The organism is Streptosporangium sp. NBC_01469 (assembly GCF_036227305.1).
Lineage (GTDB): Bacteria > Actinomycetota > Actinomycetes > Streptosporangiales > Streptosporangiaceae > Streptosporangium.
Genome location: NZ_CP109465.1, coordinates 5,440,732 through 5,465,916, shown reverse-complemented (window position 1 = coordinate 5,465,916; position 25,185 = coordinate 5,440,732). Strand labels below are relative to the sequence as shown.

General features: G+C 70.9%; 24 protein-coding genes. 3 read left to right on the top strand and 21 right to left on the bottom strand.

What is annotated here, in order from left to right; all coding sequences use genetic code 11:
* Positions 1 to 358: 358 nt before the first annotated feature.
* From OG587_RS23975 to argC, 9 genes are all read right to left on the bottom strand, one after another.
* On the bottom strand, positions 359 to 1,009 hold the full coding sequence (locus OG587_RS23975) for a DNA-3-methyladenine glycosylase (RefSeq protein ID WP_329078976.1): 651 nt from the start codon (positions 1,007 to 1,009) through the stop codon (positions 359 to 361).
* Positions 1,010 to 1,018: 9 nt separating this feature from the next.
* On the bottom strand, positions 1,019 to 2,416 hold the full coding sequence (gene argH, locus OG587_RS23970) for an argininosuccinate lyase (RefSeq protein WP_329093991.1): 1,398 nt from the start codon (positions 2,414 to 2,416) through the stop codon (positions 1,019 to 1,021).
* 62 nt (positions 2,417 to 2,478) lie between these two features.
* A complete protein-coding gene (locus OG587_RS23965; RefSeq protein WP_329078974.1) occupies positions 2,479 to 3,678 on the bottom strand; it encodes an argininosuccinate synthase in 1,200 nt (399 codons plus the stop codon).
* A 70-nt stretch (positions 3,679 to 3,748) separates the two neighbouring features.
* Positions 3,749 to 4,255 (bottom strand): arginine repressor, encoded by a 507-nt coding sequence (locus tag OG587_RS23960; RefSeq protein WP_329078972.1) that lies wholly within the window; start codon positions 4,253 to 4,255, stop codon positions 3,749 to 3,751.
* 5 nt (positions 4,256 to 4,260) lie between these two features.
* Positions 4,261 to 5,280 carry an ornithine carbamoyltransferase gene (gene argF, locus OG587_RS23955; protein ID WP_329078971.1) on the bottom strand — a complete coding sequence of 340 codons (1,020 nt, stop codon included), beginning with the start codon at positions 5,278 to 5,280 and terminating at the stop codon, positions 4,261 to 4,263.
* Positions 5,270 to 6,421, bottom strand: a complete 1,152-nt coding sequence (locus OG587_RS23950; RefSeq protein WP_329093990.1) for an acetylornithine transaminase — start codon at positions 6,419 to 6,421, stop codon at positions 5,270 to 5,272. Before OG587_RS23950 ends, argF begins: the two co-directional genes overlap by 11 nt.
* A 56-nt stretch (positions 6,422 to 6,477) precedes the next feature.
* Entirely contained in the window at positions 6,478 to 7,440 is a 963-nt protein-coding gene (gene argB / locus OG587_RS23945; protein WP_329078968.1) for an acetylglutamate kinase, read from the bottom strand.
* Positions 7,437 to 8,591 (bottom strand): bifunctional glutamate N-acetyltransferase/amino-acid acetyltransferase ArgJ, encoded by a 1,155-nt coding sequence (gene argJ, locus OG587_RS23940; RefSeq protein WP_329078966.1) that lies wholly within the window; start codon positions 8,589 to 8,591, stop codon positions 7,437 to 7,439. The genes argB and argJ overlap by 4 nt, the downstream gene beginning before the upstream one ends.
* Positions 8,588 to 9,610: an N-acetyl-gamma-glutamyl-phosphate reductase gene (gene argC, locus OG587_RS23935; RefSeq protein ID WP_329093989.1), complete on the bottom strand. Its 1,023-nt coding sequence runs from the start codon at positions 9,608 to 9,610 to the stop codon at positions 8,588 to 8,590. The genes argJ and argC overlap by 4 nt, the downstream gene beginning before the upstream one ends.
* A gap of 270 nt (positions 9,611 to 9,880) precedes the next feature.
* Here argC and OG587_RS23930 point away from each other — a divergent pair, with 270 nt between their 5' ends.
* From OG587_RS23930 to OG587_RS23920, 3 genes are all read left to right on the top strand, one after another.
* Positions 9,881 to 11,545, top strand: coding sequence for a class I adenylate-forming enzyme family protein (locus OG587_RS23930; protein WP_329078964.1), 1,665 nt, complete (start codon positions 9,881 to 9,883; stop codon positions 11,543 to 11,545).
* Positions 11,546 to 11,855: 310 nt separating this feature from the next.
* Positions 11,856 to 13,109 (top strand): MFS transporter, encoded by a 1,254-nt coding sequence (locus OG587_RS23925; RefSeq protein WP_329078962.1) that lies wholly within the window; start codon positions 11,856 to 11,858, stop codon positions 13,107 to 13,109.
* A 168-nt stretch (positions 13,110 to 13,277) separates the two neighbouring features.
* A complete protein-coding gene (locus tag OG587_RS23920; RefSeq protein WP_329078961.1) occupies positions 13,278 to 13,883 on the top strand; it encodes a Uma2 family endonuclease in 606 nt (201 codons plus the stop codon).
* A gap of 179 nt (positions 13,884 to 14,062) precedes the next feature.
* Here the strand turns inward: OG587_RS23920 and OG587_RS23915 are convergent, their stop codons facing one another.
* From OG587_RS23915 to ruvX, 12 genes are all read right to left on the bottom strand, one after another.
* Complete coding sequence (locus OG587_RS23915) at positions 14,063 to 14,308, bottom strand: hypothetical protein (protein WP_329078959.1); 246 nt, start codon at positions 14,306 to 14,308, stop codon at positions 14,063 to 14,065.
* 153 nt (positions 14,309 to 14,461) lie between these two features.
* Positions 14,462 to 17,032, bottom strand: coding sequence for a phenylalanine--tRNA ligase subunit beta (locus OG587_RS23910; protein ID WP_329078957.1), 2,571 nt, complete (start codon positions 17,030 to 17,032; stop codon positions 14,462 to 14,464).
* Positions 17,032 to 18,081 (bottom strand): phenylalanine--tRNA ligase subunit alpha, encoded by a 1,050-nt coding sequence (pheS, locus tag OG587_RS23905; RefSeq protein WP_329093988.1) that lies wholly within the window; start codon positions 18,079 to 18,081, stop codon positions 17,032 to 17,034. Before pheS ends, OG587_RS23910 begins: the two co-directional genes overlap by 1 nt.
* A gap of 121 nt (positions 18,082 to 18,202) precedes the next feature.
* Positions 18,203 to 19,285: a sensor histidine kinase gene (locus tag OG587_RS23900; protein WP_329078955.1), complete on the bottom strand. Its 1,083-nt coding sequence runs from the start codon at positions 19,283 to 19,285 to the stop codon at positions 18,203 to 18,205.
* Positions 19,286 to 19,364: 79 nt separating this feature from the next.
* Entirely contained in the window at positions 19,365 to 20,180 is an 816-nt protein-coding gene (locus tag OG587_RS23895; RefSeq protein WP_329078954.1) for a TrmH family RNA methyltransferase, read from the bottom strand.
* A gap of 72 nt (positions 20,181 to 20,252) precedes the next feature.
* Entirely contained in the window at positions 20,253 to 20,636 is a 384-nt protein-coding gene (rplT, locus tag OG587_RS23890; RefSeq protein ID WP_329078953.1) for a 50S ribosomal protein L20, read from the bottom strand.
* Positions 20,637 to 20,660: 24 nt separating this feature from the next.
* On the bottom strand, positions 20,661 to 20,855 hold the full coding sequence (gene rpmI / locus OG587_RS23885; protein ID WP_030920046.1) for a 50S ribosomal protein L35: 195 nt from the start codon (positions 20,853 to 20,855) through the stop codon (positions 20,661 to 20,663).
* 130 nt (positions 20,856 to 20,985) lie between these two features.
* On the bottom strand, positions 20,986 to 21,603 hold the full coding sequence (gene infC, locus OG587_RS23880) for a translation initiation factor IF-3 (protein WP_443075209.1): 618 nt from the start codon (positions 21,601 to 21,603) through the stop codon (positions 20,986 to 20,988).
* Between the two features lie 347 nt (positions 21,604 to 21,950).
* Positions 21,951 to 22,775 (bottom strand): shikimate dehydrogenase, encoded by an 825-nt coding sequence (locus OG587_RS23875; RefSeq protein WP_329093986.1) that lies wholly within the window; start codon positions 22,773 to 22,775, stop codon positions 21,951 to 21,953.
* Positions 22,772 to 23,797 carry an endolytic transglycosylase MltG gene (mltG, locus tag OG587_RS23870; protein WP_329078949.1) on the bottom strand — a complete coding sequence of 342 codons (1,026 nt, stop codon included), beginning with the start codon at positions 23,795 to 23,797 and terminating at the stop codon, positions 22,772 to 22,774. The genes OG587_RS23875 and mltG overlap by 4 nt, the downstream gene beginning before the upstream one ends.
* A 456-nt stretch (positions 23,798 to 24,253) precedes the next feature.
* Positions 24,254 to 24,586 (bottom strand): endolytic transglycosylase MltG, encoded by a 333-nt coding sequence (locus tag OG587_RS23865; RefSeq protein ID WP_329093985.1) that lies wholly within the window; start codon positions 24,584 to 24,586, stop codon positions 24,254 to 24,256.
* Positions 24,587 to 24,654: 68 nt separating this feature from the next.
* On the bottom strand, positions 24,655 to 25,155 hold the full coding sequence (gene ruvX, locus OG587_RS23860; RefSeq protein WP_329078947.1) for a Holliday junction resolvase RuvX: 501 nt from the start codon (positions 25,153 to 25,155) through the stop codon (positions 24,655 to 24,657).
* Positions 25,156 to 25,185 lie beyond the last annotated feature (30 nt).

Genomic DNA, 25,185 nt, shown 5'->3' with positions numbered 1-25,185 from the left:
CTCGAAGGGACATTTAGCGCTCTCGTACACCCTGCCCGATCACGGCACCGTCGCGCCACTCGAAACCCTCCTCTCGCGCGAGGCGACCTGCGCGAGAAGGCGCGAGAGCGGGCGAGGAGGGAGCACACACGATCTACCGTGGCGCGGGACGTGCGGCCCGGCGGGGGAAAGACCCTGGGCTCACCGTCGATCTACCAGGCGGCGCAGACCGTGCTCGGCAGGGAGACACCGTCTGTCTACCGGCCGCGCGGGACGTACCCGGTGGGAAGCTACCGGCCGCGCGGGACGTACCCGGTGGGGAGACGCCGTCGGTCTGGCAGCGGCGCAGGACGTGCCCGTTGGGAAGACACCGTCGACCCTACCGGCGGCGCGGGACGTGCGGCCGGTAGGGAGAGACCGTGGGCTCACCGTCGATCCAGAAGCGCCACGGCGTCTCCCTGCCCGACGAGACCCCGGTGCGCGGCCCCGACAGGACGGACGACGGCTTGGCCGGCTCGCCCTCGACCACGGAGAGTGATCCGGGCGCGCAGGCGTCGAGCCCGTTGTGCTCGCGGGTGAGTCCGAGCGCCACCGCCAGTCGTGCCGGCCCCCTGGCGAGATCGACCTCCCTGACGGGACGGGCGCTTCCCGCGCCCCGGCGGGCCAGGGCGGTCTCGACACCGGAGATCACCTCTCCGGCCCGCAGCAGCACGCCGGAGCCGACTCCCTCGGGAAGGCACGTGAGGTTGGCGCAGAAATGCATACCGTACGTGAAGTAGACGTACAGGTGACCCGGTGGGCCGAACATCACCGCGTTGCGCGGCGTCCGGCCCCGGTAGGTGTGCGACGCGGGGTCCTCGCCCGGCACCCCGTACGCCTCGACCTCGGTGAGACGCAACTCGACCGGCCCGTGTACGAGCACCCTTCCCAGCAGGTCGGGGGCGACCTCGTGAGCGGGCCGGTCGAAGAAGTCGCGGGCCAGTGGCGTGGACGCGGCGGGCGGTCGCCCGCCGTGCTCGTCAGCGGCCATCGCCGCGCGTCAGCTTCCGCTCGCCCAGGCGGCCTGGGCGTCGACGATCTCACGCAGCGCGATGAGCTGGTCACGGACCCGGTCGGGTGCCGTACCGCCGTGCGCCTTGCGGGCCGCCAGGGCACCGGGCACCGAGAGGACCTCGCGGGAGTCGGGTGTGAAGTGCGGCGAGACCTTGGCCAGTTCCTCGTCGGTGAGATCGCCGAAGTCCTTGTCGTTGACCTGGCACCAGACGACCAGGTGCCCGACCGCCTCGTGGGCCTCGCGGAAGGCGACGCCCCTGCGGACCAGCAGCTCGGCCAGGTCGGTGGCGAGCGCGAACCCGTCGGGGGCCGAGGCCTCCAGCTTGGCGGTGTTGACGCGCATGGTCGCGACGAGCCCCGCCATCGCGGGAAGGACGAGCAGCAGGCTGTCGACGGAGTCGAAGACCGGCTCCTTGTCCTCCTGCAGGTCACGGTTGTAGGTCAGCGGCAGGCCCTTGAGCGTCGTCAGCAGCGCCATGAGGTTGCCGATGAGACGACCGCTCTTGCCCCGGGCGAGCTCGGCCACGTCGGGGTTCTTCTTCTGCGGCATGATCGACGAGCCGGTGGAGTAGGCGTCGTCCATCTCGATCCAGCGGAACTCCTGCGAGGCCCACAGGACGATCTCCTCGCCCAGCCGCGACAGGTGCACGCCGATCATCGCCGCGTCGAACAGGAACTCGGCGGCGAAGTCGCGGTCGGCGACGGCGTCCATCGAGTTGGGCGCGGCGGAGTCGAAGCCGAGCTCCCTGGCCACGGCCTGCGGGTCGAGCGGCAGGGAGGATCCGGCCAGCGCCCCCGCGCCCAGCGGGGAGACGGCCGCGCGCCTGTCCCAGTCGCGCAGGCGATCGATGTCGCGGGCGAAGGCGTGCACGTGCGCCAGGAGCTGGTGGCCGAAGGACACCGGCTGCGCGTGCTGCAGGTGGGTCATGCCGGGGGCCGCCGTCTCGGCGTGCTCCTCGGCCTGGCTCATCAGCGCGGTCTCCAGCTCCACCAGCCGGGACACGATGTGCCTGACGTGGTCGCGCAGGTAGAGCCGCAGGTCCGTGGCGACCTGGTCGTTGCGGCTGCGACCGGCACGGAGCTTGCCGCCGAGCGTGCCGAGGCGTTCCAGCAGGCCGCGCTCCAGCGCGGTGTGGACGTCCTCGTCGGCGACGGTCGGCCGGAACTCGCCCGCCTTGCAGGCGCGCTCCAGATCGTCCAGGGCGCCGATCATGCGCGTCAGCTCGTCGTCGCTCAGCAGGTTCGCGCGGTGCAGCACCCTGGCGTGCGCGCGCGAGGCCAGCAGGTCGTACGGCACCAGCCGCCAGTCGAAGTGCACGCTCACCGAGAGCCTGGTCAGCGCGTCGGCCGGACCTCCTTCGAACCGGCCGCCCCAGAGCCGCATGGGCTTGCCACCATCAGTCACCGTTGTTCTCCCTCCCCATTCAATCCGCGACCTTAGCCCAATCAGACCAGCCGGGCGTCCCGGGCAGAGGCAATCTTGGAGGGCAGGCCCCACAGCTCGACGAAGCCCTTGGCCAGGGACTGGTCGAAGGTGTCGCCGGTGTCGTAGGTGGCGAGGTTGAAGTCGTACAGCGATGCCTCGGAGCGGCGCCCGGTGACGGTGGCCCGGCCGCCGTGCAGGGTCATCCGGATCTCACCGGTGACGTGCTCCTGAACCTCGGCGACGAAGGTGTCGAGAGCCTTCTTGAGCGGGGAGAACCAGAGGCCGTCGTAGACGAGCTCGCCCCAGCGCTGGTCCACCGACCGCTTGAAGCGGGCGAGGTCGCGCTCGACGGTGACGCTCTCCAGCTCCATATGGGCGGTGATCAGGGCGATGGCGCCCGGCGCCTCGTAGACCTCGCGGGACTTGATGCCGACGAGCCGGTCCTCGACCATGTCGAGGCGGCCGACGCCCTGGGCGCCCGCGCGGCGGTTGAGCTCCTCGATGACCTGGAACGGGGTGAGGTGCCGCCCGTCCAGCGCCACGGGGACGCCCTTGACGAAGCTGATGATGACCTCGTCCGCGTCGCGCGGCTGCGCCGGGTCGGCGGTGTAGGCGTAGACGTCCTCGATCGGGCCGTTCCAGATGTCCTCGAGGAAGCCGGTCTCGACGGCCCTGCCCCAGATGTTCTGGTCGATGGAGTACGGGTTCTTCTTGGTGGTCTCGATCGGCAGGTTCTTCTCCTCGGCGTAGGCGATCGCCTTGTCCCGGGTCCACGCGTAGTCGCGGGCGGGGGCGATGACCTTGAGCTCGGGGTACAGGGCGGCCAGACCGGCCTCGAACCGGACCTGGTCGTTGCCCTTGCCGGTGCAGCCGTGCGAGACGTGGGTGCCGCCGAACTCCTTGGCCGCCGCGGCCAGGTGCTTGACGATCAGCGGCCGCGACAGGGCGGAGACCAGCGGGTAGCGGTCCATGTAGAGGGCGTTGGCCTGCAGCGCGGGCACGCAGAAGTCGGTGGCGAACTCCTCGCGGGCGTCCACAACGACGGATTCCACGGCGCCGCAGTCGATGGCGCGCTTGCGGATGGCCTCCATGTCCTCACCGCCCTGGCCGACGTCGACGGCGACCGCGACGACCTCGGCACCGGTCTTCTCGGCGAGGAAGGGAATGGCGACGGAGGTGTCGAGGCCTCCGGAGAATGCGAGTACGACCCGGTCGGTCATGATGGGTATCTCCAAGATCTTTATTGGTCACAGGTGTCAGATGCTGCCATGGACAGCCCACCTGAGCAGGCTAGATACGTCGATCGGCGTGCCGGAGCAGCCCCTCGGCGACAGCTGCCCCGCCCATCGGATCGCGGCTGATGACGAGGATCGTGTCGTCCCCCGCGACCGTGCCGAGGATGGACTCCCAGTCGGCGTGGTCGATGGCGGAGGCGAGGAACTGCGCGGCGCCCGGCGGCGTACGGACGATGACCAGGTTGGCGGAGGCCTCTGCGGAGACGAGGAACTCCTCCGCGAGCCTGCCGAGCCTGGCGGCAGGGGACTCGCCGGTACCGAGCCTGGCGAGCCTTATCCGGCCGCCGCCCTCGCCCGGCAGGGCGTAGACCAGGGAGCCGTCCTCGGCACGCAGTTTGAGCGCGCCGAGTTCGTCCAGGTCGCGGGAGAGGGTGGCCTGGGTGACCTCGACCCCGCTCTCCAGCAGGAGCTTGGCCAGCTCGGGCTGGGATCTGACCGGCTGCCGCTGCAGCAGGTCGGCGATCCGTGCCTGGCGGGCGACCTTGGTCATCGGGATCGTCATGCGGATCACCCGCCTCCGGGCGTGTCGGCGCTCACGGGTCCGCCCCCCACCGGGCCGTCGTCCGAGGACGCGTCCCGGCCCGCCACCGAGACCAGCCAGTGCAGCAGGGCCTTCTGGGCGTGCAGCCGGTTCTCCGCCTGGTCCCACACCAGGCTCCGCGGGCCGTCGAGGACCTCGGCGGAGATCTCCAGGTCGCGGTAGGCGGGCAGGCAGTGCAGGACGACGGCGCCGGGGGCCGCCCGGCTCACCAGCGCGGCGTTGACCTGGTACGGCATCAGGTCGGCGATCCGCTGCTCCTTGCCCTCCTGGCCCATGGAGACCCAGGTGTCGGTGGCGATCACGTCCGCGCCTGCGGCGGCCTCGGCCGGGTCGGCGAGGACGGCGACCGACCCGCCGGTCCCCGCGGCGACCTCGCCGGCCCGCCGCAGGATCTCCGGGTCGGGCCGGTATCCGGCGGGAGCGGCGACCCGGACGTGCATGCCGGCGACGGCCCCGCCGAGCAGGTAGGAGTGGGCCATGTTGTTGGCCCCGTCGCCGAAGTAGGCCAGGGTGAGCCCCGCCGTCCTGCCGAAGTGCTCCCTGACGGTCTGCAGGTCGGCGAGGATCTGGCAGGGGTGGAACTCGTCGGTGAGGGCGTTGACCACCGGCACCGAGGATGCCGAGGCCATGGCCTCGATCCTCTCCTGGCCCGAGGTGCGCCACACGATGGCACCCACCTGGCGCTCCAGGACCCGGGCAGTGTCCTCGATCGACTCGCCGCGGCCCATCTGGGAGGATCCGGCGTCGAGGATGAGGGGGAGGCCGCCGAGCTCGCCGATGCCGACCGCGAAGGAGACGCGGGTGCGGGTGGAGTGCTTGTCGAACAGGACGGCGACGGTCTGCGGCCCCTCGAAGGGGCGGTAGCCGTAGCGGTCCTTCTTCACGGCCTCGGCCAGGTCGAGCACCTGGGCCTGCTCCGCGGGCGAGAGGTCGTCGTCCCTCAGGAAGTGCCTGACGTGCGCCTGTCCGGCGGGGTTACTGGGCATCTGCGGCCTCGTCGAGGATCGCGGGGAGCGCGGCCACGAAGGCCGCGACCTGGGCGGAGGTGATCACCAGCGGGGGCGCTAGCCGTACCGCGTCGGGCTGGAGGGCGTTGACCAGGAAGCCCGCGCGCTGGGCGGCGGCCTGGACCTGGGCGGAGCGGTCGGCGGTCAGCACGACGGCCCGCCACAGGCCCCGGCCGCGGACGCCGGCGAGCAGCGGGTGGTCGATCGCGGCGATGCCCTCGGCGAGTTCGGCGCCGACGGTACGGACGTGCTCCAGCAGGCCGTCCCCGTCGATGGTGTCGAGTACGGCGAGCGCGGCGGCGGCCGAGACGGGGTTTCCGCCGAAGGTGGACCCGTGGTCGCCCTGGGCGAAGACGGTGGCCGCCGCGCCGAAGCCGACGCAGGCGCCGATCGGCATGCCGCCGCCGAGGCCCTTGGCCAGGGTGAGCACGTCGGGCAGGATGCCCTCGTGCTGGTGGGCGAACCAGTGCCCGGTGCGGCCGATCGCCGACTGGATCTCGTCGGCGACCAGCAGCGCGCCGGTGGCGTCGCAGATCTCCCTGGCGGCCGTGAAGTAGCCCTCGGGCGGGGGCACGACCCCCGCCTCTCCCTGGGTGGGTTCGAGGAAGACGGCGGCGCACTCGCCGGTGACCGCGCTCTTGAGCGCGTCGGCGTCGCCGTAGGGGACGAAGCGGACGTCGATCGGGAACGGGCCGAACTGGTCGCGGATGGAGCGCTTGCCGGTCAGGGCGAGCGCGCCGAGGGTGCGGCCGTGGAAGGCGTTCTCCGCGGCCACGAAGTAGGTGCGGCCGTTCGACCTGCCGTACTTGAGGGAGAGCTTCAGCGCGGCCTCGTTGGCCTCGGTTCCCGAATTGGTGAAGAACACCTTGGCCGGGGCTCCGAGCAGGCCGAGCAGGCGCTCGGCGAGCAGCACCTCGGGCTCGTGCAGGAAGAGGTTGCTGGTGTGGGCGAGCGTGGCGACCTGCCGGGAGACGGCCTCCACCAGGGCGGGGTGGGCGTGGCCGAGCGAACTGACCGCGATGCCGCCGATCAGGTCGAGATACTCGCGGCCGTCGACGTCCCAGACCCTCGTGCCCTCGCCTCGGGCCAGTGCCACCGGGGGCACGCCGTAGTTGGGCATGAAGGCGGCCTCGAAGCGTCTGGCGAGCGCCTCTCCTGCGGGACTTTCCTGCGGGCTCACTGGTCGTTCCCCTTCAGCTGGGCGGGGGCCGCGGGCCGCCGCCTGACCGGCTCCGGTGTGGCCGCCGCCTCTGGGGCGTCCGGCAGCACCATGGTTCCTATGCCCTCGTCGGTGAAGATCTCCAGCAGCACCGAGTGGGGCACCCTGCCGTCGAGCACGTGGGCCCGTGGCACGCCGCCCTGGACGGCGGTCAGGCACGCCTCCATCTTGGGGATCATGCCGCTGGACAGGCCCGGCAGGAGCTTCTCCAGCTCGGTGGCGGACAGTTGCTCGATGATCTCGTTCTCGTCGGCGCCGGGACGCCAGTCGCGGTACAGGCCCTCGACGTCGGTCAGGACGATCAGCTTGGACGCCTGGAGCGCCACGGCGAGCGCGGCGGCGGCGGTGTCGGCGTTGACGTTGTAGACGGTGCCGTCGTCGCTGCGCGCGACCGAGGAGATCACCGGGATCCGCCCGTCGTCCAGCAGCGCCCGCACGACTCCGGCCTCGACCCTGACGATGTCGCCGACCTGGCCGATGTCGACGCCGACGCCGTCGACGACGGCGTGCTTGCGCACGGCGGTGAACAGGTGGGCGTCCTCGCCGGACATGCCGATCGCGAACGGCCCGTGCCGGTTGATCAGGCCGACCACGTCGCGGTTGACCTGGCCGACGAGGACCATCCTGACGACCCGCATGGCCTCGGGGGTGGTGACCCGCAGGCCGGCGGTGAAGGTGGACTCGATGCCGAGCAGGTCGAGCTGGGCGTTGATCTGCGGTCCTCCCCCGTGCACGATCACGGGCCTGAGCCCGGCGTAGCGCAGGAAGACGACGTCGGCGGCGAACTTCTCGCGCAGGTGCTCCTCGGTCATCGCGTTGCCGCCGTACTTGATGACGACGGTCGTGCCGTGGAAGCTCGCGAGCCAGGGCAGCGCCTCGATCAGCGTGGCGGCCTTCGTCAGGGCCTCGGCGCGCCTCATGTGGAGTACGCCGAGTTCTCGTGGACGTACGCCGCGGTGAGGTCGGTGGTGTGGATCGTCGCCGAGTGCGGCCCGGCCGACAGGTCGACGGTGATCGTCACCTCGCGCGGGGTGAGGTCGACCTTGGAGCGGTCGTCGCCCGCGGCGCCGCCCCTGCAGATCCAGATGCCGTTGATGGCCACGTTGAGCCGGTCGGGTTCGAAGACGGCGTCGGTGGTGCCGACGGCCGAGAGCACCCGGCCCCAGTTGGGGTCCTCGCCGTAGATGGCGCACTTGAGGAGATTAGAGCGGGAGACGGCACGGCCGACGGTGACCGCGTCGTCCTCGGAGGCGGCGCCGACGACCTCGATGGCGATCGCCTTGGAGGCGCCCTCGGCGTCCATCAGCAGCTGGCGGGCGAGGTCGGCGCAGACCGCGAGGAGGACCTGCTCGAACTCGGCGAGGCCGGGGACGACTCCCGAGGCGCCGCTGGCCAGCAGCAGCACGGTGTCGTTGGTGGACATGCAGCCGTCGGCGTCGAGCCGGTCGAAGGTGACCCGGGTCACCTTGCGGAGCACCTCGTCGAGCCGCTCGGCGGGCAGGTCGGCATCGGTGGTGATCACCGACAGCATGGTGGCGAGGCCGGGGGCGAGCATGCCCGCGCCCTTGGCCATGCCGCCGACCATGTAGCCGCCCGCGCCCTTCCTGAAGGAGATCTTCGAGACGGTGTCGGTGGTGCGGATGGCGTCGGCGGCGGCCAGGCCGCCGTCCCTGGCGAGCTGGGAGACCGCGAGGTCGACCCCGGCCAGCAGCGGGTCCATCGGCAGCCGCTCACCGATCAGGCCGGTGGAGCAGACCGCGACCTCCCCGGCCGAGTCGCCCAGTGCCGCGGCGACCTTCTCCGCGGTGGCGTGGGTGTCCTGGAAGCCGAGCGGCCCGGTGCAGGCGTTGGCGCCGCCGGAGTTGAGGACGACGGCGTGGACCCGGCCGCCGGCCAGCACCTGCGCGGACCACAGGACCGGTGCGGCCTTCACCCGGTTGGCGGTGAAGACCCCGGCGGCGGCGCGCGAGGGGCCGTCGTTGACGACCAGTGCGAAGTCGCGGTCGACGCCGGACTTGATCCCGGCGTCGACACCCGACGCGCGGAAGCCGAGAGGGGCGGTCACGCTCATGGGGCGACTCCGTTGAGAGGAAGGCCGAGCTCTTCCGGCAGGCCGAGGGCGAGGTTGGCGCTCTGGATCGCGCCTCCGGCCGTGCCCTTGGTGAGGTTGTCGATGGCGACGACGGCGACGACGCGGCCCGCGCGCTCGTCCAGGACGACCTGGAGGGCGGCGGTGTTGGCGCCGAGGGTCATCGAGGTCGCGGGCCACTGGCCCTCGGGGAGCAGCCGCAGGAACGGCTCGTCCTTGGTGGCGACCTCGTAGGCCTCGCGCAGAACCGCCGGGGTGAGGCCGGGTCTGGCGGGGGCGGTGCAGGTGGCGAGGATGCCGCGGCTCATCGGCACCAGCACGGGGGTGAAGGAGACGGTGACCGGCTCGCCCGCCAGCGGGGAGAGGTTCTGCTCCATCTCCGGGGTGTGCCGGTGGACGCCGCCGACGCCGTACGCGCTGGCGGAGCCCATCACCTCGCTGCCCAGGAGGTTCGGCTTGGGCGTCCTGCCCGCCCCGCTGGTGCCGCTGGCGGCGACCACCACCACGTCGGGCTCGACGAGACCGGCGGCGAAGGCGGGGAACATGGCCAGGGTGACGGCCGTCGGGTAGCACCCCGGCACGGCGATCCTCCGGGTGGCGCGCAGCTCCTCGCGCCGCCCCGGCAGCTCGGGCAGCCCGTACGGCCAGGTGCCCGCGTGGACGCCGCCGTAGAAGTGCTCCCAGGCGGCGGGGTCGGCGAGCCGGAAGTCGGCGCCGCAGTCGACCACGAGAGTGCCGTCGCCGAGCCGCTCGGCGACGGCGGCCGACTGCCCGTGCGGCAGGGCGAGGAAGACGAGATCGTGGCCGCCGAGGGTCTCGGGGGTGGTCTCCAGCAGGACCCTGTCGGCCAGCGGGGCCAGGTGTGGCTGGTGGGCGCCGAGGGCGGTGCCCGCGCTCGAGGCCGCCGTCAGCGCGCCGATCTCGATGCCGGGGTGGGACAGCAGCAGGCGCAGGAGCTCACCTCCGGCGTAGCCGCTGGCACCCGCGATCGCCGCTCTCATCCGTCCCCCCGATGTCTGCATGTTCATGCATTGCTACTCATGGACTTACTAGAAAGATTATGCATCTTGGAGGATTGCCATGCAAGCCGATACGACAGAGGGCTCCAACGCTCAGAAACGCCGCACTCGGCTGGAAACACCGCGAAAATCGCGCTTCACGGCCGGTGAACGCGGGCACGAGGTCATCGGGCGTGTTTCGGCACTGTTGCACATACCTACCGGTCGGTATCGTAACGTTTCCGGTCCCTCAGCCTCCGGGAGTACGAACGCATGACTGTCACCCACGACCAGGTTCGGGCCCAGCTCACCGGCGCAGGGCAGCTTTTCGAGACGGAAGAGGTCCTCAGCCACGGCGGGACCGTCAAAACCTGGAAGCACGCGCCCCGCGACTTCCGGGCACTCCTTGAGACGAGCAGGTTCCACGGCGACAAGGTCTTCCTGACGTACGAGGACGAGCACCTCACCTACGAGGAGCACTTCCGGCGGGCCGCCACGCTCGCGCGACGCCTGGTGGACGAGTACGGCGTGGTCAAGGGCGACCGGGTGGCCATCGCCATGCGCAACTACCCCGAGTGGGTGATCGCCTTCTCCGCCACACTGGCCGCCGGGGCGATAGCCGTGCCGCTCAACGCGTGGTGGACGCCGCAGGAGCTGGAGTACGGGCTGTCGGACTCCGGGGCCAAGGTGCTGATCGCCGACGGCGAGCGGGCGTCCGGGCTCACCGGATCGGGCCCGGCGCTGATCGTGACCCGCGGCGAGGCGCCCGAGGGCGCCCGCTCCTTCGAGGACGTGATGGGCGAGGTGGAGGCGGGCGCGACACTGCCGCCGGTCGAACTCTCCCCCGAGGACCCGGCGACGATCTTCTACACCTCCGGCACCACGGGCCGCCCCAAGGGCGCGCTCGGCAGCCACCGCAACCTCGGGCAGTCGCCGATGACCGTCGCCTACAGCCTGTACCGCAGCGTGATCAAGGCGGGCAGGGACCCGGGCGAGGCGGCCGGACAGCGGCGGGTCACCCTGCTCACCGTACCGCTCTTCCACGTCACCGGTTGCTTCGCGGTGATGACCACCACCATGTTCACCGGGGGCGGCCTGGTGCTGATGCACAAGTGGGACCCGGACCGCGCACTGGAGCTGATCGAACGCGAGAGGATCACCGGGCTCACCGGCGTGCCCACCAACGTGTGGCAGCTCCTGTCGCATCCCGACCTGAACAAGTACGACATCTCCAGCCTCAGCGGTCTCGGGTACGGCGGTGCCCCCGCCCCTCCGAAGCTGCTGGAGCGCATCACCGAGCAGCTGCCCAACCGCGCCCCCTCCAACGGCTACGGCATGACCGAGACCACCGCGCTCGCCATCGGCAACGCCGGAGCCGACTACCTGGCCAAGCCCGACAGCATCGGCCTGCCGATGGCCGTGGTCGAGGTGAGGATCACCGACCCCGTCGGCGGCGAACTACCGGTCGGCACGGTCGGCGAGCTCTGCCTGCGCGGCCCGAACGTCATCCTGGGCTACTGGAACCGGCCGGAGGCCACCGCGGAGACCTTCGTCGGCGGCTGGCTGCACACCGGTGACCTGGCCAGGGTGGACGAGGAGGGGTTCGTGTTCATCGTGGACCGGGCCAAGGACATGGTCATCCGCGGCGGCGAGAACGTCTACTGCGCCGAGGTCGAGGCCGCCCTGTTCGAGCACCCGGCGGTCGAGGACGCCGCGGTGATCGGGATCCCCCACGACGAGCTGGGCGAGGAGGTCGGCGTGGTGCTCCGGCTGTCGTCCCCGGCGACCGACGAGGAGCTGCGGGCCTTCCTGCGCGAGCGGATCGCCCCCTTCAAGGTCCCGGTCAGGTTCTGGGTGCGCGAGACGGAGCTTCCCCGCAACCCCGGCGGCAAGATCCTCAAGACCCGTCTGCGCCAGGAGGTCCTGGGCCCTTCCTGACACCCGCCCCGCGCCAGGAAGTCCTTGAGCCGCTGACACCCGCCCCGCGTCAGGAGGTTTCCCGGCCCCTGGACACCCGCTCCGCGCCAGGAGGTTCTCCCTAACCCCCTGACCCCCTGACGCCCGCCGGACGCCGCTCCGCCCCGTCGCCGTCGCCGTGCGCCCGGCGACGGAGAGCGGCTTCCCCGCGCCCGGCCCGGCGGTGACCTGCCGGAAAACGACTTGCCTTCGCGTAGATCACCACCGAAACTAGCTGTTCGTGCCGGAAAACGCCGATCGACCGATCAGAACCCTGCTTCGCCATCTGGCGATGGATCTCAGCCCCCTTCGTGACTCGCGCGACTTCCGGCTGCTCTTCGGCTCCGGCGTCATCACGATGTTCGGCACCTTCCTGACGCTGGTCTCGGTCCCGCTGCAGATGAAGGAGCTAACCGGCTCCTACCTGGCGGTCGGCCTGGTCAGCGTGGCCGAGTTCGTCCCGATGGTGGTGTGCGGGCTCTGGGGCGGGGCGATCGCCGACGCCCTCGACCGGCGCAAGATCATTCTTCTCACCGAGGTGGGACTCTGCCTCACGGTCACGATCCTGACCGTCAACGCGCTGCTGCCGAAACCGCAGATCTGGGTGCTGTACGTGGTCGGCGCGCTCTCGGCCGGGCTGGGCAGCCTGCAGCGGCCCAGCCTGGAGTCGCTGATGCCTCGCGTGGTCAGGCACGACCAGCTGACCGCGGCCGCCGCCCTCGGCGCCTTCCGCTGGAACCTGGGCGCCATCGTCGCCCCGGGCCTCAGCGGCCTGATCGCGGCCTGGTTCGGCGTCGCCGTCGCGTACGGCGTCAACGTGGTGACCTTCCTGGTGTCCCTGGTCCTGCTGTGGATGGTCCGAGCCCAGCCGCGGCCGGAGGACACCCCCGCGGCCTCGATCAGGTCCCTGGTCGAGGGGGTCCGCTACGCCGTGGGCCGTCCCGACCTGATGGGCACCTACCTGGTCGACATCGCCGCGATGATCTTCGCGTTCTCCACCGCCCTGTATCCGTTCCTCGCCGACGAGCTGGGCGCCCCCGAGGCCCTGGGGCTCTTCTTCTCCGCCTCCGCCATCGGCTCGCTGATCGCCTCGGTCACCTCCGGCTGGACCAAAAACGTGCACCGGCACGGTCTCGGCGTGATCGTCGCGGCGGCCGTGTGGGGCGTCGCGGTGGCGCTGGCGGCGCTGATGCCCAGCGTCTGGGGCATCTTCGCCTTCCTCGCCGTGGCCGGGGCCGCCGACATGATCAGCGGTGTCTTCCGCTCGACCATCTGGAACCAGACCATCCCCGACGAGTTCCGCGGCCGCCTGGCGGGCATCGAACTGCTCTCGTACACCAGCGGCCCGATGCTCGGCAACGCCAGAGCCGGCCTGATGGCCCAGCTCGGCGGGACCCGCTTCTCCCTCGGCGCCGGCGGCCTGCTGTGCGTCGGCGCGGTGGCCGCGATGGCCGCGCTGCTGCCGAGGTTCCGCGACTACGACGCCCGCATCGACGAGCACGCGATCAGGGAGCGCGCCCGCCGCGAGGAGGCCGCCCGCGCCTGACACCGGGCACCGGGCACCGGGCACCGGGCACCGGGCACCGGGCACCGGGCACCGGGCACCGGGCACCGGGCACCGGGCACCGGGCACCGGGCACCGGGCACCGGGCACCGGGCACCGGGCACCGGCAAGTATCCTCACGGAACGGAATCCCATTGCTACTGTGAGGGCATGACGGTCGACGTACGGAGCCTCGAGATGACTGAGTCCTCGCTGCCCGACTGGGCCTTCCCCCCACCGGAAGGGTTCGTCGCGGAGGATCTCGATCGCATTACGCAATTGCCTGCACACACAGAGTTAATCGATGGAAGCCTGGTCTTCGTGAGTCCTCAGGCTTCTTTTCACACGCGCACCATGTATCTCCTGGAAGCGGGTCTTCACCGGACCATTCCGGAAGATCTTCGAGCGCGCCGGGAGATGAGCGTCGTGCTGGGTACGCGCCAGCGGCCCGAACCCGACATAAGCGTCATCCACGCCTCCGCCGAGCACAGCCCGGAGCAAACCTTCTACCGGGCCGAGGACGTCGTGCTGGCCGTGGAGGTCATCTCCCCCGACTCCAGGGGCCGCGACCGCGACCGCAAGCCGGTGCTGTACGCCGAGGCGGGCATCGCGCACTTCTGGCTGGTCGAGAACCAGTCAGGAAGGCCCGCGATCTACGTCTACGAGCTCGACCCGGTCGCCAGGTCCTACGTTCTCACCGGCATCCACCATGACCGACTCAAGATCTCGGCGCCGTTCGACATCGACATCGACCTGACGGGGATCGACCGGCTCTAGGGTCCGGCCCTAGGCGGCGCTCACCGCCGCCCGGGGCAGGCTCCGCCACACCGCCCGGACATCCCCGTCGGCTGCGGACTTCGCCGCACCGCCCAGACGTCCCGCCGAACCGCCAGACGTCCGCCGCTCGTCACGAGCTTCGCCTCTCCGCACGGGAGTCCGCCGGACGAGGCCGTGCCTCACCCGCTCTCGCGCCAGCCGTCGTACTCCTCGGCCAGCGCCTCCAGGCGGGCCACGCCCTCCGGCGGCAGTGCCCCGGAGGGGTCCTCGACCACCACCAGCCACTGGGCGTCCTCGGCGTCGTCCTCGCCCGCGAGGGTCTCCCTGACCACCGCGGGCACGCCGATCACCGGAAACTCCCCGGCCACGGTCTCGGCGACCTCCTCGGCGTCGTCGCGCTCGGCGAACACCAGCAGATGCCTCATCGCCCCCTCCCGGGGAAGGGCTCTTCTCCGCCCCGAGCGACCGGCGAGTACGTCATCGTCGCCTCCTGAAGGAGAATCCACCCGGGACGCGAACATCCCGCCCCGGTACGGCGAAAAGGGGCCCGGGACACGCCCCGGGCCCCTCGCGACCGGTCAGACGCCGCGCAGCCGCGCCCCGGTGCGCTCCCCGGCCAGGGCCACTGCCGTGTCGCGGGCCGCGGTGGTCTCCTCCACGGTGAGCGTCCGGTCGGGCGCCCGGAAGCGCAGGGAGTAGGCGAGGGACTTTCCGCCCTCGCCGACCTGGGCGCCGGTGTAGACGTCGAACAGCCGGATCGACTCCAGCAGCGGGCCCGCGCCCTCGCGCAGCGCCGCCTCCACGGCGGCCACCGGGGTCGCCGCGTCGACGATGAGCGCGACGTCCTGGCCCGCGACGGGGTACGCGGAGATCGCCGGGGCCTGCGGCGGACCGGCGGTCAGCGGCTCCAACCGGGTCAGCTCCAGCTCCATCGCGCAGGTGCGCGGCGGCAGGCCGTACGCCTCGACGACGCGCGGGTGCAGCTCACCGGCGTGACCGACGAGCACGTCACCAGCGTACAGCGCGGCGCAGCGGCCCGGGTGCCAGGGTTCGTGCCGGTCCGCTCGGACGTCGAGGGTGACGCCGGCCTCGGCGGCCACCACGCGGGCCGCCTCGACGGCGTCCGCCCAACCGACCACGCGGCCCTTGCCCCACCAGCCGGACGGCTCGAACTCCCCGGCCAGCACGACCCCGACCCGGAGCGGCTGGGCGGGCAGCGCGGACTCGATCGAGGCGAGCTCCTCCGGGCTCGGCCTGCGGTCGACGCCCAGCACGGGGGCGACGGCGGGCGCGTCGGAGGAGGGCCGGTAGACCAGGCCCGCCTCGAACAGCGCCACGTCGCCGAAGCCCCGGCCCACGTTGCGGACCAGCGTCTTGAGCAGGCCGGGCAGCAGGGTCGTCCGCATCAGCGGCTCGTCCTCGCTGAGCGGGTTGGCCAGCCGTACGGCCAGGCGGCGCACGTCGTCGACGGGCAGCTGCAGGTTGTCGAAGTCGCGCTCCCCGTTGAACGGGTAGGCGAGGATCTCGACGTAGCCCGCGGCGGCCAGGGCGCGGCCGACCCTGCGGCGCAGGCGCTGGCCCTCGCTGAGACCGGCGCCCGCGGGGGCGGCGGGCAGGATCGAGGGCAGGTTCTCGTAGCCCTCCAGCCTGATGACCTCCTCGGCGAGGTCGTTCGGGTCGGTCAGGTCGGGACGCCACGAGGGCGGGGTGACCGCCAGCATGTCGTCACCGGTGACCGCGAGCTTCGCGGCGATCCCGGCGGAGGCCGGGGCGCCCGTGGCCGCGGTGCCGTCGGCCGTGCCGTCCGTCATCGGGCCGGTCGCGGTGGTGGTGCTCTCGACCGTGCAGCCGACCTGCTCCAGGCGGTGGATCACCGTCTCGCGGTCGTAGACGGTGCCCGCGACCCTGCCCGGGTAGCCGCTCGGGATCGCGATGTGGACCGGCTCGACCTTCACCTCGGCGTGGGTGGCGCCCGGCTGGATCGTGCCGCCGCCGAGCTCGGCCAGCAGCCGGGCCGCGCGCCAGGAGGCGTACAGCGGGAGCTCCCGGTCGACACCCCGCTCGAAGCGCTTGGAGGCCTCGCTGACCAGGTTGTGCCGGCGCGACATGCGCGCGACGCCGCTGGCGGAGAAGTGGGCCGCCTCGATCACGATGTCGGTGGAGGCGTCGGAGATCTCGGTGTGCAGGCCGCCCATGGTGCCGGCCATCGAGATCGCGCCCGACCCGTCGGTGATCAGGACGTCGTCCGGGTGGAGCTTGCGGACCACGTGGTCGAGCGTCTCCAGCGTCTCGCCGGGCTCGGCCCTGCGCACCACGACCTCGCCGGTGAGCTTGGCGGCGTCGAAGGCGTGCAGCGGCTGGCCGAGCTCCAGCATGACGTAGTTGGTGACGTCGACGGCCAGCGAGACCGGGCGCACGCCGGCACGGGAGAGCCGGGCGCGCATCCACAGCGGGCTCGGCGCCGACGGGTCGAACCCGCGGATCTCGCGGAGCACGAAGCGGTCGCAGGCCGACGGGTCGGCGATCGAGGCCGGGTAGGACGGGCTCGACGCCTCGGGCGGGGAGACGTCGGCCGGGTCGATGAACGCCGAGTCGAAGACGGTGGCGGCCTCGCGGGCCACGCCCCGGATGGAGAGCGCGTAGCCGATGTCCGGGGTGATCTCCAGCTCGATCACGTCGTCACGCAGCCCGAGCAGCTCGACCACGTCCGCGCCGATCGGGGTGCCCTCGGGCAGCACGAGGATGCCGGGCGACGACTCGGCCATGCCGAGCTCGGACTCCGAGCAGATCATGCCGTCGGACAGGCGCCCGTAGGTCTTGCGCGAGGCGATCTCGAACCCGCCGGGCAGCACGGCGCCGGGCAGCGCGACCGGGACGCGGTCGCCGGCCTCGAAGTTGGTCGCGCCACAGACGATCTCGCGCGGCGCGGCCTCCCCCACCTCGACCTGGCAGTGACGGATGGGCTTCTTGAAACCCTCCAGCGTCTCGATGGAGATCACCTCGCCCACGACGACGTTCTTGATGTCGTGGCCGTAGGAGGTGACGGACTCGAGCTTGAGCCCGGCGGCGGTGAGCTTCTCGGCGATCTCGTGCGCCGTGACGGCGGGGAGATCGACGTACTCCCGCAGCCATGAAAGCGGGACCTTCATCAGACCTCCATTCCGAAGGGAAGGGTGAAGCGGACGTCTCCCTCGACCATGTCGCGCATGTCCTCGACGTTGTGGCGGAACATCAGGGTGCGCTCGACGCCCATGCCGAAGGCGAAGCCGCTGTAGCGGGCGGGGTCGACGCCGCAGGCGATGAGCACCCGCGGGTTGACCATGCCGCAGCCGCCCCACTCGATCCAGCCCTCCGACCTGCAGGTGCGGCAGGGCGGGTTGCCGGGCACCGCTGAGGCGCCGCGGCAGACGAAGCACTTCAGGTCCATCTCGGCGGAGGGCTCGGTGAACGGGAAGTAGTTGGGCCGGAACCGGGTGGTGATGCCCTCGCCGAACATGACCTCGGCGAACCGGTCGAGGGTGCCCTTGAGGTGGGCCATGGTCAGGCCCTCGTCGATCGCCAGCCCCTCGACCTGGTGGAAGACGGGGGTGTGGGTGGCGTCGAGCTCGTCGGTGCGGAACACCTTGCCCGGCGAGATCACGTAGACCGGGAGCTCCCTGCTGAGCAGCGCCCGGATCTGGACGGGAGAGGTCTGGGTGCGCAGCACCTTGCCGGAGTCGACGGACTCCACGAAGAAGGTGTCGTGCTCCGAGCGCGCCGGGTGGTCGGCGGAGATGTTCAGCGCGTCGAAGTTGAACCACTCCCCCTCCAGCTCGGGGCCCTCCGCCACCTCGTAGCCCATCGCGACGAAGGCGTCGGCGACGCGCTCCTGGAGGGTGGTCAGCGGGTGCCTGGCGCCGCGAGAGGCGCGGGCGGAGGGCAGCGTGACGTCGACGGTCTCCTCGACGAGGACTCGCTCGTCGCGTTCGGCCTCCAGCTGTGCCTGCCGCTCGGCGAGGGCGTCGGCGACCGCCCTGCGGGCGCCGCCGATGCGCTTGCCCGCCTCGGAGCGGGCCGCCGGGGGCAGGGCGCCGATCTCGCGGTTGGCCAGGGCGATCGGTGAGCGGTCACCGGCGTGCGCGAGGCGCACCTGCTTGAGTTCTTCGAGGTCGCGCGCCGCCTTGACGGCGTCGAGCGCGTCGGCCTGCATGCGCGCCATCTCGTCGGCGTGCAGCGGGGTCACCTCGACCGGGTCGTAGTTTGACAAGAGAGAGCTCCGAATCCAGGGCTTGAGCGGCCATGAGTCTAGTCGGGTGAGCCCACCGGGCCGACATTCGCGATCAGGCGAAGTCAGGGGTGCCGGTGGGCACCATAAATCGAAACTCGGCGCCGCCCTCGGGCCCGCGCTGCACGGAGATGGTGCCGCCGTGGGCCTCGATCAGCCCCTTGACGATGAACAGGCCGAGCCCGGTGCCGCCACGGCGGCGGGCGTTGCCCCGCCAGAACTGCCGGAAGACGCGCGTGACCAGCTCGGGCGGGATGCCCTCCCCCTGGTCGCGGACGGACACGGTCACTCCCCATTCGCTCGGCTCGACAACTATTGTCACCGTACCGCGCCCGTGACGCACCGCGTTTTCCATCAGGTTGGCGAGCACCTGGTCGATCTTGTCCTGGTCGAGCCAGGTCTCGGGCAGCTCACCGCGCACCTGAAGCACGAAGCGGTCCTCCGGCTCGCCCGCCGCCACCCGGCCCGCGATGATCCTGGAGACCCTGGCCGGGACGTCGACCACCTGGCGGTGGATCTCCAGCCGTCCCGACTCGATGCGCGAGACGTCGAGCAGCTCGGTGATCAGCCGGGTCACCCGGTCGGCATCGGCGTTGACGGTCTCCAGCATGACGAGCTTCTGGTCGTCGGTGAAGCGGGTCCACTTGGCCAGCAGGGTCGCGGTGAACCCCTTGACGCTGGTCAGCGGGGAGCGGAGCTCGTGGGCGACGGTGGAGACCAGGTCGGCGCGGCTGCGCTCCAGGCGGGCACGGGCCCCGGCGTCACGCAACGTGATGACCACCCGGACGACCTCTCCGCCCCGCCGTGGCTCGCGCACCAGCCGGGCGGCCACCAGCAGCTCCTGGCCGCCGGGGGTGCGCAGCGGCAGCTCGGGCTGGCGGGCGCGGCTGGGCAAGCCGCCGTAGGTGTCGAGCCACTTCCACCAGTCGCGCCCGTCGTGGTCGCGGAAGGAGAACACGTCGCGCAGGTGCCCCCCCACGGCCTGCTCGCGGGTGACGCCGGTCAGGCGGGCCGCGGCCCGGTTGACGGTCAGCACGTGGCCGTCGCCGTCGGTCACCACGAGACCGTCGGGAAGCTCGTCGACGTCGATCACAGAAGCGGCATCGGTGCTCCGCTCGCCGGTGTGTTCGCCGTGCACGACCCCGCCTCCTCGACGCTACATGGCCGACAATAGCGGGTTTCCCACACCGTACGGCAGCCTCGCCGGCCGGGGTGCCTCACCTGGGGCCGGGGGCGGTGCGCTGAGATCGGGCAGATGCGTACAGACAGACCGCGGCGGCGGTCGCGAGGTTCAGGCTCTCGGCCCGCCCGTAGATGGGAACCCGGACGACCTCGTCGGCCAGCTTCAGGATCTCCTCCGGAAGCCCCCACGCCTCGTTGCCGAAGATCCAGGCCGTCGGGCCGGACAGGTCCACGTCGTCCAGGGTCTGCTTGCCCGCGCCGTCGGCGGCGAGCACCCGCAGCCCGGCCCCCTTCAGGTGCTCCACGGCCCGCGCCACCGGGACGCCCGTGCTGACCGGGAGGTGGAACAGGCTGCCGGCGCTGGCCCGCACGCACTTGCCGTTGTAGGGGTCGACCGAGGCGTCGGTGAAGACGACGGAGTCGGCGCCCGCCGCGTCGGCCGTACGCAGCACGGTGCCCGCGTTGCCGGGGTCGCGGACGTGGGCGAGCACCGCCACCAGCGTGGAGCCGGGGACGACGGAGGCGTCCAGGGGCACGTGCACGAAGCGGCACACGGCCAGCAGTCCCTGGGGGGTGACTGTCTGGGCCAGCTCGGCCATGACCTCGCCGCTGGCCCGGTGGACGGGCACCCCGGCGGCGGTGGCGGCGGTGACGACGTCGGCGTGACGCAGCTCGGCCTCGGCCGTGGTGAACAGCTCCATCACGACCCCGTCCAGCGCCAGCGCCTCGCGGACCGCCTGCGGCCCCTCAGCCAGGAAGGAACGGTCGCGGTCCCTGAAGGCCCGCTTGGTCAGCCTCCGCGCGGCCTTGACCCGCGGCGACTTGATGTTGGTCAGCTCAGACCCGGCCATGCCCGTCCCCCAAGAATGCGAATGCGGCCCGCAGCGTGATCGCTGCGGGCCGCATGGTCGTCAGTGCCTCGCTCAGCCGGCGACCGGCGCGTTCACGTCGGCCGGAAGCGCCTTCTTGGCGGCCTCGACCAGCGTCGCGAACGTGGCGGTGTCGTTGACCGCGAGGTCGGCGAGGATCTTACGGTCGACCTCGATGGAGGCGAGCCGCAGGCCCTGGATGAGCCTGTTGTAGGTGATGCCGTTCTGGCGGGCAGCGGCGTTGATGCGCTGGATCCAGAGACGGCGGAAGGTGCCCTTGCGGTCCTTGCGGTCGCGGTAGGCGTACGTCATCGAGTGGAGCATCTGCTCCTTGGCCTTGCGGTACAGCCTGGATCGCTGACCCCGGTAGCCCTTCGCCCGCTCGAGAACGACCTTGCGCTTCTTCTTGGCGTTGATCGCCCGCTTCACGCGTGCCATGTGTATCTATCTCCCCGGGGGCGGTTACTTAGCGAGCAACTTCTTGATCTTCTTGGAGTCGGCGTCGGAGAGCACGACCTCGGGCTTGAGACGACGCGTCAAGGTGGACGGCTTGTGCTCGTTGTAGTGCGCACGGTTGGCGCGGCGGCGCACAAGCTTGCCGGAACCCGTGAGCCTGAACCGCTTCTTCGCACCGCTGTGCGTCTTCATCTTCGGCATCTCAGCCGTCTCTCCCTCGATCGTGCCGATGTCCCGGGCCGGTAACCCAAGTCAAGGGCGTGCCTGACTACGAGACCGGACCCGGTCTCGGACTGATCTCACGACTACCTGACGATCCAGGCTATGCGAGTTACTCCTGCGGAGCCGCCACCGCTCCACTGACGGACACCTCGTCGTTGACGTGCGTCTCGTCGGCGACCGGCGAACCGTCACCCGAGGGGTTCTCGTCATGCCGTGCCTTGGCCGCCGCCTTCTCGGCCTTGGCCTCGGCCTTCTTCTTGTGCGGGCCGATCACCATGATCATGTTTCGACCGTCCTGCTTGGGCTGGGACTCGACGAAGCCGAGCTCCGTCACGTCCTCCGCCAGTCGCTGCAGGAGCCGGAAGCCCAGCTCGGGCCGGGACTGCTCCCGACCGCGGAACATGATGGTGACCTTGACCTTGTCGCCGGCCTTGAGGAACCGCACCACGTGACCCTTCTTGGTCTCGTAGTCGTGCGGGTCGATCTTCGGCCGAAGCTTGATCTCCTTGATGATGGTGTACGCCTGGTTACGGCGCGCCTCGCGTGCCTTCATCGCGGACTCGTACTTGAACTTGCCGTAGTCCATGAGCTTGCACACTGGCGGACGAGCCGTTGCCGCGACCTCGACCAGGTCGAGGTCGGATTCTTGAGCCAGCTTCAAGGCATCGCCGATGGAGACGATGCCCACCTGCTCGCCGTTCGGGCCGACGAGGCGGACCTCGGGCACGCGAATGCGGTCATTGATGCGGGGCTCGGCGCTGATGGGGCCTCCTAGGTTGCGATCCGCGGCCATCCGGGAGGAGGCCGCAACATGCTCGATCGTGCCGGGAGGTCGTAGAACGCACGCCCCGTTGAGGACGTTCGAACGCAAGATGCCCCGCACGTCACGCATGCGGGGCCACATGAACTCGAAGGCTTCACGCCGTAAGCTCTCCGGAGATTTACCCCGGTTGTGATCCTGACCTGTCAGCCTTGCGGCCGACGAGGTGGGAGGACGACCTCCGCTTGCGCGTCCAGCAGGCACGCCGGACCGATCGAGTCGTTACTCTACCACAACGGCCCGCTCACGCAGAATCATCCCGCCGGGGCGGCACGCCTGACGATCTCGGCCTTTCCCGCCGCGCGCATCGCCTCCACCGGCACGTCCGCGCGGCCGGTCATCATCTCGACCTGCCGGACCGCCTGGTGCAGGAGCATCGGGAAGCCTCCGACGACGACCCCGCCCCGCTCGGCCACCGCCACGGCCGGCCGGGTGGGCCAGGGCGCGTAGACCACGTCGAAGAGGGCGGGCACGCCCGCCAGCGTCCCGGCGAGGCCGTCGGCCGCGCCGGCGGGCAGGGTCGAGACGACCAGGTCGACCTCCAGCGCGGTGTCGAGCTTGTCGAGGGTCCGCAGCGACAGGTCCATGCCCAGCCGCTCGGCGACCTCCACGGTCTCCCCCGCCCTGGCGGGGTCGCGGACCACGAGGATCGCCTCGTCGAGGCCCAGTTCGCGCAGGGCGGCCAGCGCGGAGGCGGCCGTCGCGCCGCCGCCGAGGACGGTTGCCGCCCGGGGCGGGGCCACGCCCGCCTCGGCGAGCGCCTGGACGATGCCGTACACGTCGGTGTTGTCCCCGTGCCTGGCGCCGTCGCGCAGGATCACGGTGTTGGCGCCGCCCACCTGGACCGCGAGCTCGGAAACGGTGTCGAGCAGCGGCAGCACGGCCCGCTTGAGCGGCATCGTGAGCGAGAGCCCCGCCCAGTCGCCGCCCAGCCCGGCGAGGAGACCGGGGAGCCCGGCCTCGTCGCACTCGATCGCCTCGTAGCGCCAGTCGTGCAGTCCCATGCCCTCGTGGGCGGCGCGGTGCAGGTGCGGGGAGAGCGAGTGGACGATCGGCGATCCCAGGACCGCCGCCCTCAGCACCCGTTCACCTTGTTCCTCTCGTACTCGCTCAGGAGGGCGGTGAACTCGGACTCCAGCGTGACGAACTTGGTGAGGCCCTTGGCCGGGCAGGTGGTCACGAAGAAGAGCCAGTCGCCCTTGGTGGGGTTGAGCGCCGCCTGGATGGCGTCGTCACCCGGGTTGGCGATCGGGCCGGGAGGCAGGCCTCCGAACTTGTAGGTGTTGTAGGGCGAGGTGCTCTCAAGATCCTTGTGGGAGGACTCGATGCCGTACTTGTTCAGCCCGTACATCACCGTGCTGTCCATCCGCAGGTTCATGGGCGGGTTGCCGTCGAGCCGGTTGTAGACGACGCGGGCCACCTTGCCCATGTCCTCCTTGGTGCCGGCCTCCGCCTGGACGATGCTGGCGATCGTCATGATCTCGTGCGGGGTATGCCCGAGAGCCTTGGCCTTGCTCTGGAGGTCGTCCTTGTCGGCGGTCTCGCTGAAGCGGTCGACCATCTTGGTCAGGATCTCCGAGGCCGTCATCTTGGGCGTGATCTCGTAGGTGGCCGGGAAGGCGTAACCCTCCAGCTTGCCCCTGGCGTAGGGGGGCAGGCCTAGCTCACGAACGTTCCTGGCGGCCTGCTGGAACTCCCGCAGCGGCTTGCCCGTCTTCTCGGAGAGCTGCTTGAGGGTGTCGACCAGGCGCAATCCCTCCTTGAGGGTGACCTTCTCCCGCAGCCGCTTGTCCGGGTCGAGGAGCTTGACGGCCTCCGCGGCCGCCATCTGCTTGCGCATGGTGTACTCGCCCGGCTGCAGGGAGGAGCTCTTGCCCGCCTCGGCGACGGCGTTGACGAAGGCCTTGACGCTCTTCACCACGTCCTGGTCCTGCAGGGTCTGGGCGATGTCGGAGGCGTTCTGGCCGTCCTTGATCTCCACGACGACCTCGCCGGACCCCTTGCCGGTGTAGTCGTCGGGGGTCATCACGTCGCGGACCCAGGTGTAGCCGTAGAAGCCGGCGGCGCCGACGCCGCCGATCAGGACGATGATCGCGAGCATGGGGGCGAGGAAGCCGCCCCGATTGCGGCGGCGCCTCCTGCGGCGGCCACGCCGGCCTCCGGAGTCACGGCCTGGAGACGTGTTGGATCCTCGGCGCGACCGACCTTCGTCGTCGGAGCCGACCAGGAAGTCCATATCGAGATCGTTCATAGAGGCGTTGGCCAATCTCCCGCTAGAGACGGCCTGGCGTCAAGCGGGTGTGCCGAACCGAAGGAGAGCACCCGGCCAGACGTCCCGGTGCTCCGGGAGCCGTCGTCTGATCCGCGGGTGCGGGTCGCCGCCTGCGGCGGAACGGGGAGTATTCCGCCGGGCATCAACGCTTCCCGAGGTGTCTGTTCAGCTCTTCCCGGTATCTCACAAACTCACTCTCTGTGTCAGTGAATTTCGTGATTCTATGCTCCAGATTGGTAGTAACAAACCGAAACCAATCACCTTGATCTGGTTGGAGTGCCGTGATCAATGCCTTCTCCCCGGGATTCGCGATGGTTTTGGCGGCAGGCCGGGTTTGAAGCAGGTGTCGTACGGAGACCTCACCTCGGTGCCCTTCTCCGAAACCTCCGGGGTCCCGCGCCCCTGCGCGTACGGCACCGTGATGTCCGGCTGGAGCGGCGTCCGGGCCCCGAACCGGTTGTAGATCATTCTAGCGATCTTCGGATGGCCCGGATCCCGCCTGCCCTCCGCCTGGACGATGCCCGCCACCGTGGCGGCATCCAAGGGTGACGATCCTTTCTTAGCGGTCCGTTCCCTCAGTTTTAGCTGAGACGCCACCTGTTTGTAACGTTCCACCATCGCGGCGAGAGCATCCGAAGCGGTCACAAACGTCCTGGCCGCCGGCAGCCGTATCGGCCGAGGAAGGCTCACCGGGCGGTCCCGTCACCCGGCCTTTCGACGTTTCCTCCGCTCGAGGGAGACCCGGCGGGGACGCCGGGGGGCCTGCCGGTGGCGCGTTCGGCGTCCAGCGCGGCCTGGAGCAGCACGATGGCGGCCGCCTGGTCCACCACGCCGCGCTGGTTCTTCGCCTTCACCCCGCTGGCCCGCAGGCCCTGCTGGGCGGTGACGGTGGTCAGCCGCTCGTCGAACAGCCGCACCGGGACGGGTGCCAGCCGCAGCGAGATCCGGTTCGCGAAGTCGCGGGCGGCCTCCGCCGCCTGCCCCTCCCGCCCGGAGAGCGAGGTCGGCAGGCCGACCACCACCTCGACGACCTCGTACTCGGCCGCGATCTCCGCGAGCCGGTCGAGGTCGCCCTTACCGCGCCGGACGGTCTCCACCGGCGTGGCCAGCAACCCCGAGGGGTCGCTGCGTGCCACGCCGATGCGGACCGAGCCGACGTCGACGCCCAGCCGAATGCCGTTTCTCATCGTTTCCGTCCCCATCCCGGTGCCGGACAC